Consider the following 13,765-nt stretch of genomic DNA (forward strand, 5'->3'; position numbering starts at 1 on the left):
AGTATGGTTTACTGGCCGTCAGCCCTCATACCTGCCACCGTTTTTTCAGGTAATCCTTCATGAACACATTGATGTCCCATTGACTTGCTACCGGCTGTTGCGTGAAGGGTAGCGTTGGCAGATAGCCCGCTGGTCCAAACTCGCAGGTGACCGTTAAGGTAGGGGCATTAGCTTTCTGCTGCCGCGCCCGGATGGCATCCCACCACCTGGCATGGCTTTCGAGTGCGTCCTTCCACTCCGGTGCGCGCGGGTCGTTCACCTGCGGTCCTTCCGGATGCCCCACCCGGCAATGGATATGATCGCTGACGGCGATAGCCCGGTTGACATTCTCGGCCTGATCGCTCAGGTACGATTCAGCAACGTTGACCCAGTGCGAATAATCAGCGGTCAGGCGAAGTTCCGGTAGTTTGAGCAGGTAATACTGAATGGCCGGAGCGCTGTAGGAGAAACGGCCCCGGTGGGTTTCGTGTAAAATCCGGACGCCCGTTTGCTTCTGAACATCGATTGCCACCTGGATTAGCTCCGTATTTTGCTCGAACGTAAAAAAGTCGTGTCCGGTATGTGCGTTGATAAACAGAGGTTTATAGGAAGCAATGTCGAGCAGGTCGTCACGGTATTTTTTCTTGTGCTCCACAAAATTGCTACCGCCCCCAAAAGCCATCAGAATCAGGTCAAGGCCATTGTCGTGGGTGACCTGAACGGCTTCGTTGCGTTTGTCGGCCCCCGCCGAAATTTCCATACCGTCGTAGCCCGCGGCTTTTACGCGCCTGGCAGCTTCAGAATACGGTAGACTTTCCATGCCCCAGAGTGGACAGAAAAAAAGAGTTTTCACGAGTGTAAGGGCTTAGTTTAGTAATCTAAAGTTGGCAGAAAAAATGCATTGGAAAAAGGGGGCTTACCAATATTCGAACAACCGGATAGAAACCGCTGTCTGGTGAGCTATAAGTAATACTAGCAATATTTCCAGAATATCCCCAACTTTACCCCTCGAAATTAGATAGGTTAGCCGGTCGCCTTTTCGGTAAACTATTTCTTGAAAGAATCTAAAAAAACATCCCAATTATGAGCGAAGTAGCCACTCGTTTTGCCCCCGGCGTTGTGACCGGCGAAGGCGTTACCGAACTTTTCCGTCACGCCAACGAAAATGATTACGCCCTGCCCGCCGTCAATGTTGTCGGTACGGATTCTGTGAACGCTGTGTTGGAAACGGCTAAAGCCGTTAACTCACCGGTTATTGTCCAGTTCTCGAACGGTGGTGGTATTTTCTACGCTGGTAAAAGCCTGCCCAATGATAAGCAGCAAGCTGCCATTGCGGGCTCGATCTCAGGGGCTTTGCACGTTCATCGCGTTGCTGAACTGTATGGTGTTCCGGTTATTTTGCACACCGATCACTGCGCCAAAAAACTGTTGCCTTGGATTGATGGTCTGCTGACGGCGGGCGAAAAACACTTCGACCAAACGGGTAAGCCCCTGTACTCGTCGCACATGCTCGACCTGTCGGAAGAGCCAATCGAAGAGAATATCGAAATTTGCTCGAAGTACTTTGAGCGGATGGCCAAAATCGGCATGACGCTGGAAATCGAACTTGGTGTAACGGGTGGCGAAGAAGATGGCGTCGATAACACCGACGTTGACGATTCGAAACTATACACCCAACCGTCGGAAGTTGCATATGCTTACGAAGAGCTGAGCAAAATTTCGCCGAACTTCACCATTGCCGCTGCTTTCGGAAACGTACACGGTGTGTATAAGCCCGGCAACGTGAAGCTGTCCCCAATCATTCTGGACAACTCGCAGAAATATATCCAGGAAAAATACGCTACGGGGCCTCTGCCGGTAAACTTCGTTTTCCACGGTGGCTCGGGATCAAGCCGTGAGGAAATTCGCGAAGCAATCCGGTACGGAGCGGTGAAAATGAACCTCGATACGGATATGCAATGGGCGATGTGGGAAGGTATTCTGAAGTACTACAAAGCGAAAGAAGGCTACCTGCAATCGCAGCTGGGTAACCCCGAAGGAGCCGATTCGCCGAACAAAAAATACTACGATCCACGCGTGTGGCTTCGCAAAGGTGAAGAAAGCATGGTACAGCGCCTGAAAATTGCTTTCGAAGATCTGAATTGCATCAACCGGTTAGCGTAACCGTTTACGGAATACGTTATTCAGAAGTATCGGACTTGCGGGTCCGATACTTTTTTTATGCCTTTTCGGTGAGTACACGAGTCGTGCTCTGGTTAGTTCACTCGGAAAAATACTAAGTGCCTGCTGGTTTATAGGTTGATTAGAAGCCCGTAGCGCTTTGGGGAACTCCCGTTGATATAAATGGTGTAAGGTAAAGGAAGGCGATTCATAAGCAGACTGAACTGGTAGTTGATCAGTAGGCATTTATACGGGCAACCGATCGTAAGTAGATCATGCATAAGGCTTTGCCGCGGTGTTTGGCTCGATTAATTCTCTCTTAAAACCGGTCGGGCAAAGGCCGGAAAGTATCGGACAAATTCGTAACTTTTAGGATTGAACAACGCCAGATGTAACGTATTCCGGAAAAAGTTGGGCAAAATCCGATTAAGTATTCAGATCTAGCAACGTCTGAAAGTAAAACCATCTAACTAGTTTTAGTCGAGTAATGAATTTAATACGATCCGCGTTACGAAAGCCAATTACGATTCTGGTTCTAGTGGCTAGCTTGTTCTTCTTCGGTATAAATGCAGTCCGTAATATCAAGATTGACATTTTCCCGAATTTGAATTTGCCGGTCATTTACATATCACAACCGTTTGGTGGCTACACGCCCAACCAGATGGAAGCCTTTTTCGGGAAGCAATACGTCAATCTGCTGCTTTACGTATCGGGAGTGAAGAGTATTGAAACCAAAAACATTCAGGGGATAACCTTACTGAAGTTATCGTTTTACGAGGGTACTAACATGGCCCAGGCCGCTGCCGAAGTATCTGCCTATTCAAACCGTGCGCAGGCGCAGTTTCCGCCAGGGTCGCAGCCCCCGTTCATCCTGCGCTTCGATGCATCTACGCTGCCGGTCGGCCAACTGGTTTTGAGTAGTCCGAAACGAACCAACAATGAATTGCAGGATTTAGCCAACGTTTATATCCGCTCTGGGTTTACCTCCATTCCCGGCCTGGTATCTCCGGCACCGTTCGGTGGAAACTCGCGTTCCATTGTCATCAAGGCGGATCCGGAACTGCTGCGAGCCCACAACCTGACGCCCGATCAGCTGGTGGCTGCGCTACGTATCAACAACCAGGCAACGCCCGCCGGAAACGTGCGGGTTGGGGACTTAAACTATTTTACGCCTGCCAATACCACGATCCTGAACATTGCGGATTTTGGCAACATTCCGCTCTATACCGGAACGGTGCAAAACCTGACACTGAAAGATGTGGCAACGATCGAAGACGGAGCTGATATTACCCAGGGGTACGTACTCGTCAACGGAAAACGATCCGTATATCTGCCCATTACGAAGTCGGCGGATGCCTCCACATGGGAAGTCGTACAAAATCTGAAAGCGGCTCTGCCTCGTTTTCAGGCGCTTCTGCCGGAGGATGTAACCCTCACGTATACGTTCGATCAGTCGGTGTATGTAATCAATGCCGTAAAGAGCCTGATGACCGAAGGTGCCATTGGTGCCATTCTGACGGGGCTGATGGTCTTGTTGTTTCTGGGCGACGTGCGGGGCGCATTGATCGTTATCATTACGATTCCGACCTGTATTATTTCGGGCGTTCTGTTCCTGTCGTTATTCGGGCAGACGATCAATATTATGACGTTGAGCGGCCTTTCGCTGGCGATCGGGATTCTGGTCGATGAGAGTACGGTAACGATCGAAAATATTCACCAGCACATGGATATGGGTAAACCTAAGGCCCTCGCCATCTGGGATGCCTGTAAAGAGATCGCGTTTTCTAAACTCCTGATTCTGTTCTGTATTCTGGCCGTTTTTGCGCCCGCGTTCACGATGACGGGTATCCCCGGAGCCTTGTTCCTGCCGCTGGCGTTAGCCATTGGTTTTTCGATGGTCACGTCGTACCTGATGGCTCAAACGCTGGTGCCGGTACTGGCCAACTGGATGATGAAAGAACACCATCCGACCAGTAACGGGAAGGCCCATAAGCAGGAAAGTACGAATCTGGATCTGCTAAAGGCCAACGGTAAAAACGGTAATGGAAGCGTTAATGGGAAACATGAGCCCGACGACATACTCCGCCAGAAAGAAGAACTCGCCCACCAAATTGACCTCAACAAGGACGGAAAGATCAGCTTTTTTGAGCGGGTGCGGGCGCGGTTTGTTCGCTTTATCGACCGGACGCTTCCCTACCGGAGACCCATTGTTCTGATCTACGTCCTCGGTTCGCTCGCCATTGCTGGCCTGTTGATTACCACGATTGGACGGGATGTTCTGCCTAAAGTCGAAGGAGAGCAGTTTCAGGTTCGGTTGCGCAATCCCGACGGCACCCGACTGGAGAAGACTGAATCCACAATGCTCAAAACCATCGATGTGTTGAACAAACTGGTTGGCAAGGAAAACGTCGAGATAACGTCCGCTATGGTCGGCATGCACGGCGCTCAGTTTTCTACCAGCCCTATCTACCTGTTCATGGCCGGTCCTCAGGAGGGGGTTTTGCAGGTGAGTCTGAAAGAAGGCTATGATGTCGATATGGACGAGTTAAAAGACAAGTTTCGGGCCAGTATGAAACAGGCGCTGCCTGATGTGAAGCTGTCGTTTGAACCTATCGAACTAACGGATAAAATTCTGAGCCAGGGGTCGCCGACGCCAATTGAAGTGAAACTATCGGGTAAGAATAAAAAACAGAACGAAGAGTACGCCAACAAGGTAATTGCCAAGTTGAATAAGATTCCGTACCTGCGTGATGTTCAAATTGGCCAGTCGACCAAGTATCCGACCATCAACGTGACGATCGATCGCGTTCGGGCGGCTCAGTTAGGAACTGACATATCGGCTATTTCGCGCTCGCTGATTGCCTCTACGTCATCGTCGCGTTACACGGAGAAAAGCGTCTGGATTGATCCGAAATCGAGTCAAAGCTACAGCGTTCAGGTGCAAGTGCCGGAAAACCGGATGACGACCGTAAACGATCTGGGTGAGATTCCCGTGTTGCCAAACACAAACCGTCCGGTACTGAGTGATGTCGCTACCATTCAAAAGGGCACGACCTACGGCGAAAACGACAACATTGGGGCTATTCCGGTGCTGTCGGTAACGGCCAATCTGAACGATATGGATCTGGGAACCGCTGCCAGGGATGTGCAAAAAGCGATTGACTCGCTAGGCGAACTACCGCGCGGATTAACCGTGAAAATGCAGGGACTGACGCAGGTGCTGATCGATACACTCGATAGTCTGCAAACGGGTCTGCTGACGGCAATCGTGGTTATTTTCCTGATGCTGGCGGCTAACTTCCAGTCGTTCAAAGTATCGCTGGTCGTTTTGTGTACGGTGCCGGCCGTATTGGTCGGTTCATTGGTTCTGCTGATGATTACGGGCTCAACGCTCAATTTGCAATCGTATATGGGCATGATCATGTCGGTGGGCGTATCCATTTCCAACGCCGTTCTAATGGTCACCAACGCCGAAGAACTACGAATGCGAAACGGTGATGCACTCAAATCAGCTCGCGAGGCTGCGTCGGTGCGGATGCGCCCCATTGTGATGACCAGCGTTGCGATGGTGGTCGGTATGATTCCGATGGCATCCGGTCTGGGCGAAGGGGGATCGCAATCGGCTCCACTGGGCCGCGCCGTCATTGGTGGGCTGATCGCATCGACATTTGCCGCGCTGTTTATTCTGCCGCTGGTATTTGCCTGGGTGCAGGGCAAAACATCGACGGACTCCGTGTCGCTCGATCCTGAAGACAAAGAAAGTAAGTTCTATATTCCAACCTCCTATGAATCGGTTAATTAATAAGCCATACCACACGCTGTTTGTCCTTGCCGGAGGATTATTCCTGTTCAGTTCGCTCACCAGTTGTCATTCGTCGGAAGGCAAAGAAGAAGTGGCGGAAAAAGCCGAAGCACCGGCAGCTACGGAGGTATTTACCCTCACGAAAGGCAAGCTGTCTTCGACACTACAGATACCGGGCGAACTGGTGGCGTTTCGTGACGTTGATATTTACGCTAAAGTGAGCGGCTTTATTAAAACGCTGAACGTTGATGTCGGTTCCGAAGTGCGGCAGGGTCAGTTGCTGGCCCTGGCCGAAGCGCCGGAGCTGAGCGCCCAGTTATCGTCGGCGCAGTCAAAGCTTAAAGGACAGGAAGCGGTTTCTATCGGTAGTAAGGCCAACTACGAGCGGATTCTGGAAGCCAGTAAATTCTCCGGGGCCGTTTCGAAAAATGATGTCGATCAGGCACTGGCAAAGCGGAATGCTGATCTGGCCCAGTTAGAGGCCGCAAAATCGGCTTATCGGGAGGTGGCCGATTTGAAAAAGTACCTGGAGATTCGCGCACCGTTCGACGGAATCATCAGCGCGCGGAACGCCAGTACGGGTGCGTACATTGGCCCGTCGGGTAAAGGGTCTGAATTTCCATTGTTCGTACTGACCGAGCAGAAAAAGCTACGTCTGGTCATTTCCGTTCCTGAAGCCTACACGGGCTATGTGGACCAGAATGATGCAGTGAGTTTCAGCGTCAAGGCATTTCCGGATAAGAAATTTACGGGACAGGTGAAACGGCAGGCCGGTGCACTAGACAAACGACTGCGTTCGGAGCGGGTAGAGATCGATGTGGCCAATACTGACAAAAAACTGCTGCCCGGTATGATTGCCGAAGTGACCGTTCCGCTGCCTACCAAAAATAATACGTTTATCGTGCCTAAATCGGCCATTGTCAATTCAACGACAGGAGTCTTTATCATTAAGAATAGTAATGGTAAAGCCGAATGGGTTCCAGTAAAACGAGGACTGGAGGCTGACGAAAAGGTCGAAATATTTGGACAATTAACCGAAGGAGATCAGTTCGTTAAAGCCGCCAACGAAGAGATCAGAGACGGATCTTCGCTGAAAGCCAAATAACTGTAGAGACGCAAGGGATTGCGTCTCTACAGACGACATTGATTATTTGACGTAACCCAATTTTCTGGGGATGGTGTAGATTTCGGTTTGGCGACCGTCGATGTAGCGAAACGTCTTCCCGTCGAAAAAGCCATCTTCTTCGAGCATGATCCGGACCACTTTCTTCCATTCCGGTATTTCGACGGCTGCGTTGAGTTCAATTGAATAAGCCGTGTTCGCTAACAACGGATAGTCACCGGGGCCGGGAACGCCTTTTTGCTGATCCCATAGGCCGATCGTCGGGCCCGCTGCATGCCCGTGAACACCAATTGGGTGCGAGTAAATTGTGCCTTTGATACCCTCTTTTTTCGATTGTTCCAACGCTGCGAGCAGCATCTGATTTCCCGTTTTTCCCGCGCTGAACTGTTCCGTCAGAATATCCTGTAACCGGTTGCCCTGCTTGAAGGCCGCTTTAATCGATTCGGGAACATCGGTTTCGCCGGGGCGCAGCACGTAGGCGTGTTGTTGCTGGTCGGTGTTCAGGCGCAGGTAAGTAATCCCAAAGTCAACATGAAGCAGATCGCCCGGCATGATGACCTGCTTGTCGGGTCGTTTGGCAAACGTGCGGAGGTGATTGAAGTCCTGATCGTCGGCCCGTTGCACATCGACGGTTGGGTGAAACCACGTGTCTAAACCTAGATTGGTGATGCGTTGCCGAAACCACCAAACCACATCGTCGGTCGTGGTAACGCCCGGCTGAATCACTTGTTCTGAAAAGCCTTCCTGAATGATCTGGTGCGATAACCGGCAGATGAGCGGATAAATTGCCATCTCTTTTTCCGTTCGGGTTTCGAGCCAGCCTACGGCCAGCTTCTCCGCTGAAACGATGCGTTTCTGATAGTCAGCTGGTAATTTTTTTATGAACTCTTCGTGTTCCGAGAACGACAGACCATCTGCATGACCATAATTGGTTGACATATTCAGGCCAATCTTCTTGGGCTTGCGGTCTTCGATAATCTTCGCCAGTGCTTCCCACTGGTTCGGGCGAACGTCAATATCCCAAGCTCCCTTGAGCAGGTTACCCACGTCATAGCGGGCAATGGCCAGCTTCTCAATGCCTTTGTCATCACCCTTCGCACCAGCGGACTGATTAGGATCGTAGAAAACGATGATCGTACGCCGACGCGCCGATAACCAGGTTGACGGTAGCATGGTCCGCAGCACCGGATCTTCGTTGTACTCACGGGAAATGATGATCCACATATCGACCCCTTCCCGGCGCATGAGCTGGGGGAGAAAATTAGTGAACCGGTCATCCAAAATATCGTCGATCACCCGAGCCCGGTCGCGTTCGGGTAAAACCGTTGAGGGCGGAATGGATTGGGCCGTTGCCGTTGAAATGAACAAGGAGACTATAACTAATTTGAGGAGAAGATGTACTGATTTAAACATACGGGGCAGGTTGTGAGCTGTTTGAAGCAAGATACGCAAAGACGTTATAGTTTTTTAACAATGCCCTGGACAACCTTTTACTTCATAGTTGCATCTACCTACTTGTGTGGAACACGCTACCAACTACTCGAAATCCGTTTTTGGGTATAAAATGCTGAAAGACGTTCGTTGGTTTAGATAAGTGCGTCACAAGGGCTCCCCGCAGAGGTACAGAGGCCACAAAGAAGTACATCTCTACCATTTTGATGATCATCCTCTGTGTTCTTTGTGCCTCTGTGGGACTAATACAGTTTATCTTTGCCTGATCACTGACCACAATCTGACAGTGAATACAACCTATTCGTTTATGAAGTCTACGTTACTCGTTCTGTTTGTTTTTCTTCAGTCAACCATAAGTTTTGCGCAATCGGGCGGTACAGGTCTGCGGGGGACCATAAAAAATGCGCAGGGTGAAGCGCTGCCCTATGCTGCCGTTGTTGTGAAGGGAACGCCAAGCGGAACAATTACCAATGCCGAGGGTCGCTATGAGATCGCACTGGCACCGGGTAAATACACGATCGTTTTTCAATACCTGGGCTTCCAGACCGTGCAGAAATCGGTGGACATTGAAACCGGGTTTACAACGCTGGATGCAACCTTGGAAGAGCAGGCGTTGCGACTGGCCGAGGTGGAAGCCAAAGCAGGCAATGAGGACCCGGCCTATACCATCATGCGTCGCGCTATTGCCAAGAGTCGGTTTCACCAGCTACAGGTGCAGCGGTTCAAGGCGCGGGTCTATACCAAGTCGTCGTTCACCGTAACCGATCTGCCTAATCTGGCCGAGATGGCGTTTCGCAAGCAACTGAAAGAGGCCGAAAAAGAAGCTAATTTTAAGGTTGGTGTGCCACTGTTGAATGAAACGGTGGCCGAAGTCTCATTCAGTCAGCCCAATACCTACCGCCAGCGGATTATCGCCAATCGAAACTCGCAGGGCGATTTCCTGAGTCCGAATCAATTCTATAACGCGAGTTTTTACAACCCTACCATTGCCAATACGGTATCTCCGCTGTCGCCCAAAGCGTTTGCTTATTACAAATTCGAGTATAAGGGCACCTTTCGGGAGACGGGTCCGGATGGCAAAGCGATCGAAATCAGTAAGATTCAGGTCATACCACGGCAATACGGTGAAGGTGTTTTTCGGGGCAGTATCTACATCATCGAAAACACATGGGCTATCCATAGCCTGCAACTGGAGACAATCAACAACATTGGTGTTTCATTTACGATCCGGCACGTATGCACACCGATACAGGGCGTCTGGATGCCAACGAACCAACGCTACAACGGCAGCGGGTCCTATCTGGGCGTGAAAGCAACGGGCTATTACATTCGTAATCTTACGTTTACTGAGTTCGTTGTTAACCCGGCTTTCGTAGAAGATATTGAGGTGGCCGACGAGAAAAAAGGACCGCCCACAACGACGCTGTCGAAAGGGGATATTAAAGGAAAACAATTCGATGAGCTGGTAAAAAAACAGAAAGAATTTTCGACCAAGAATTTGAAACAGTTGGTCAAAGAATACGAAAAGCAGGAGAAACAGGCCCGCAAGAGCCGCAAGGAGGACGTAACGGTTATGCGTGATGATTCACTGGTGGTCGATTCGCTGGCGCGCAAACGCTCGAACACGTTCTGGGATTCGCTGCGATCGGTACCCCTGACCTCTGCCGAAGTGAAAAGCTACCGCAAGGCCGATAGCCTTGGGCTGGTTCGTGAAATTAAAGCGCCCGGTACAGATACCACCAAACGCGACACTACGAAGAAAAAGAACCCAAACCGGTTTTCGCCGGGACAACTCATCAGTGGCAATACGTGGCGATTGAGCAAACAAAGCTCGCTGATTTACACCAGCCCAATAACCCGAATCGAATACAACACCGTGGAAGGCTATTCGTTGGAAGGGGCGCTGACTTTTCGCTACCGGGCCCGGGTCGATTCTGTAAATAGGTTCCGGCAGATTCCGCTGGGTGAATGGACACTTGGGGGAACGGGTCGTTATCAGTTTGGGCGAAAGCAGTTTGTGGGCTACGGGCAGGCAGGCTACCAGTACAAAAATACGCGCGTCAACCTGTCGGGAGGGCGGTATCTTTACCAGTTCAATCCGGACAACCCGATCAGCCCGTTTCTGAACTCGCTGACGACGCTCCTGTTCGAACAGAATTTTGCGAAACTCTATCAGAAAGATTTCCTGAATCTGACCATCAGCGCCACGCCGTTCAGACAGCGCCTGAACCTGTCGAGTAGTCTTGAATACGCCCAACGCTCGGAACTGGCCAATTATAAAGAAGACCTGAAACCCTGGATCAACTGGCGCAATCGGGTCTACACGGCCAATCGGCCCGAGAATGCCGAATTGGTGAATACGGGTTTCCTGACACACAACGCACTCGTCTTCAATCTGACTGCATCGGCGCGGTTAGGGGCTACGCAGTACACGATACGGAACGGACGGCGGACGGCCCTGCGCGACAACGATAGCCCGTTGCTGACCGTCAACTACCGGAAAGGTATCAATGGCTTGGCTGGTTCGGATGTCGATTATGATTTTTTGCAAGCAACGATCAGTCATTCATTCGAGACCGGAATCCGCAGCCGGTTGAACTACCAGATCGGTGCCGGTGCTTTCCTGACGGATAAGCAGCTCTATTTTCCTGATTTCAAACATTTCGCAGGCAATCAATTCTTCTTCCAGCAGGGCGACGTGGTATCTACGTTCCGTCTGTTGCCCTATTACCAGTACAGTACGGGTAAACGGTTCGTTGAGGGGCATGTGCTTGGTGAGTTTCGTAAGTTGCTGGTTACGCAGTTAACGTTGGTTCGACTTATTGGTCTGAAAGAGAACCTGTTTGTTCACTACCTCTACACACCCAATTCACAGCATTACACCGAAATTGGGTACGGGCTGGACGGACTGATTCCGCAGGTTTTTCCGTTTTTTCGGGTAGAAGTTATTTCCCAATGGCAGGACGCCAAGTATCAGGGGTTGGGTTTCCGGATCGGCACGACGCTGAAATTTGGCCGTTAGATTGACGTACGCTCTCTAATTTCAGCGGTATGAAAGCCTATTTTTGACTGGAATCGTTTACTACCTAGTTAATAATATGCATTCTACACAAACTGTCTATGCAGCGTCGCTTATTTCTGCAAACATCGCTAACCGCAGCCGCCGGACTAAGCCAGCTTACGCCAGTCGTGACGGAAGCCGATCCTCTGCTTCTGCCCGATCCTAAACCGGGTAAGTTGCCCCGCTGGCGAGGTTTTAACCTACTGGAAAAATTCGTGGCTGGTACAACCGGACCAACACCAGCCGGGCCGTATCAGGAGCGTGATTTCGAGTGGATCGCCAAGTGGGGGTTTAATTTTGTGCGGCTGCCCATGTCGTACCATTGCTGGTCTACCCCCGATCCGGCTCATTGGACCGAGCTGAACGAGCGTGTGCTGAAAGAAGTCGATCAGGCGGTTGATTTTGGAAAACAGCACAAAATTCACGTCAATCTGAACCTGCATCGTATTCCCGGTTATTGCGTAAATCCGCCCGCCGAACCGCTAAATCTCTGGACTGACGAACAAGCTCTTGAGGCTGCCGTTTTTCACTGGAAACATTTGGCCGAACGATACAAAGGGCGCCCAAACCGGGAGGTTTCGTTTGATCTGATCAATGAGCCCAATACCGACGAAGCGAGTTATGTCCGGGTTATTACGGCGCTGGTGACCGGTATTCGCTCGGTCGATCCCGACCGGCTGATCATTGCCGATGGCTTGCAGTATGGGAACCAACCTGTACCAAAACTGGCAACGCTTGAGGTTGGACAGAGTACCCGCGGTTATTTGCCCATGAATGTCAGCCACTACAAAGCCGAATGGGTGCCAATGCTGAACGATTCGCCCCCACCGACCTGGCCCGCTACCTGGATGAATGTGGCCTGGAACGCCGAGACGTTACAGAAAATTACCATTGACCCGTGGAAGAAGCTACAAAAACAAGGCGTTGGGGTGCACGTGGGGGAGTGGGGCTGTTATAATAAAACGCCACACGACATTGCCCTGCGTTACATGGAAGATCACCTCAAACTCTGGAAAAACGCGGGTTGGGGGTGGTCCCTCTGGAATTTTCGGGGCGCGTTCGGTATCCTTGCTAGCGATCGGGCCGATGTGACCTACAAAGACTACCAAGGTGTTCCACTGGATGAAAAGATGCTGGCCCTGCTCCGAAAGTATTGACGCACTGTGAACAAACCAACCGGAACAGGCCTGCCTGCTAACAGAAGCATAAAACGCACGTAATCAACAGTTCATATACCAAACCGTACTTTGCGCAAACCAATGTACGCATGAATCGTCGGGATGTTGTCAGGAGTATGAGTATGGGCTTAGCGGCTCTTTCCTCAACAAAATTGACGGCTGCTCAGCCAGTAGCAGCGAAGCAACGGGTATTGAGGATCGCGCATTTGACTGACATACATATGCAGCCGCTGGTGGGAGCGGCCAAAGGCTTCGAAAAGTGCTTGCACCACGTACAGAACCTGCCCGATAAACCCGATTTGATCATCAACGGTGGTGATGCCATCATGGAAGCGCATGGCCGGGGGCAGAACAGTGTTCGGCGGCAATGGCAGCTTTACCAGGACGTGCTTCGCAACGAAAATGCAATGCCGATACTCAGTTGCATCGGCAATCACGACATCTGGTGTAAGCAGGAAACAAAAACACACTTTGAGGACGGGCGTAACTGGGCGATGGACGAGTTGCAACTAACGACCCGGTATTTCAGCCTGGATCGGAACGGCTGGCACATCATTGTACTGGATAGTGTTCAGCCAAAACCCGATGGAAGCTGGTACACGGCCCATTTGGACGATGAGCAATACCATTGGCTCGAAGCGGATCTGAAAGCTGTATCGCCAGAAACACCAATACTGATCGTCTCACATGTGCCGATTCTGGCGGCCTGCGTTTTTTTCGACGGACAGCGCTTTACGGGTGAGAACTGGAACATACCGGCCCGCTGGATGCACAGCGATACGATTCGGCTGACCTCGCTGTTTCATACTTATCCAAACATAAAGTCGGCTTTGAGCGGTCACATTCATCTGGTGGACCGGGTCGATTATAATGGCATCTCGTATTTCTGCAATGGCGCTGTCAGTGGCGCGTGGTGGTTCGGCAAATACCATCATACTGCTGCCGGCTATGCGCTTGTTGATTTATACGACGACGGTTCTGTAACTAACACGTACGTCAACTATTAGGAG

Annotated in this window: 8 protein-coding genes; 6 read left to right on the forward strand and 2 right to left on the reverse strand. The window is 50.9% G+C overall.

The genetic code is table 11. The features are described 5' to 3' along the window. Window positions 1–25: 25 nt before the first annotated feature. Window positions 26–832, reverse strand: coding sequence for a sugar phosphate isomerase/epimerase (locus tag GK091_RS06320; RefSeq protein ID WP_317166276.1), 807 nt, complete (start codon window positions 830–832; stop codon window positions 26–28). A gap of 230 nt (window positions 833–1,062) precedes the next feature. On the opposite strand from GK091_RS06320, the gene fbaA reads away from it, so the two are divergent. The 3 genes from fbaA to GK091_RS06335 all read left to right on the forward strand — a co-directional run bounded on the left by fbaA (window position 1,063) and on the right by GK091_RS06335 (window position 7,046). Continuing rightward, a complete protein-coding gene (fbaA, locus tag GK091_RS06325) occupies window positions 1,063–2,142 on the forward strand; it encodes a class II fructose-bisphosphate aldolase (RefSeq protein ID WP_164035750.1) in 1,080 nt (359 codons plus the stop codon). Between the two features lie 484 nt (window positions 2,143–2,626). After that, window positions 2,627–5,941, forward strand: coding sequence for an efflux RND transporter permease subunit (locus GK091_RS06330; protein WP_164035751.1), 3,315 nt, complete (start codon window positions 2,627–2,629; stop codon window positions 5,939–5,941). After that, on the forward strand, window positions 5,925–7,046 hold the full coding sequence (locus GK091_RS06335) for an efflux RND transporter periplasmic adaptor subunit (protein WP_164035752.1): 1,122 nt from the start codon (window positions 5,925–5,927) through the stop codon (window positions 7,044–7,046). The genes GK091_RS06330 and GK091_RS06335 overlap by 17 nt, the downstream gene beginning before the upstream one ends. A 42-nt stretch (window positions 7,047–7,088) precedes the next feature. Here the strand turns inward: GK091_RS06335 and GK091_RS06340 are convergent, their stop codons facing one another. Beyond that, complete coding sequence (locus tag GK091_RS06340; RefSeq protein WP_164035753.1) at window positions 7,089–8,477, reverse strand: M24 family metallopeptidase; 1,389 nt, start codon at window positions 8,475–8,477, stop codon at window positions 7,089–7,091. 346 nt (window positions 8,478–8,823) lie between these two features. On the opposite strand from GK091_RS06340, the gene GK091_RS06345 reads away from it, so the two are divergent. The 3 genes from GK091_RS06345 (at window position 8,824) to GK091_RS06355 (ending at window position 13,762) form a co-directional block, all read left to right on the forward strand. Continuing rightward, window positions 8,824–11,538, forward strand: a complete 2,715-nt coding sequence (locus tag GK091_RS06345; protein ID WP_164035754.1) for a DUF5686 and carboxypeptidase regulatory-like domain-containing protein — start codon at window positions 8,824–8,826, stop codon at window positions 11,536–11,538. Window positions 11,539–11,636: 98 nt separating this feature from the next. Continuing rightward, complete coding sequence (locus GK091_RS06350) at window positions 11,637–12,734, forward strand: glycoside hydrolase family 5 protein (protein WP_164035755.1); 1,098 nt, start codon at window positions 11,637–11,639, stop codon at window positions 12,732–12,734. 110 nt (window positions 12,735–12,844) lie between these two features. Continuing rightward, window positions 12,845–13,762 carry a metallophosphoesterase family protein gene (locus tag GK091_RS06355; RefSeq protein WP_164035756.1) on the forward strand — a complete coding sequence of 306 codons (918 nt, stop codon included), beginning with the start codon at window positions 12,845–12,847 and terminating at the stop codon, window positions 13,760–13,762. Window positions 13,763–13,765: the final 3 nt, after the last annotated feature.

The organism is Spirosoma agri (assembly GCF_010747415.1).
GTDB lineage: Bacteria > Bacteroidota > Bacteroidia > Cytophagales > Spirosomataceae > Spirosoma > Spirosoma agri.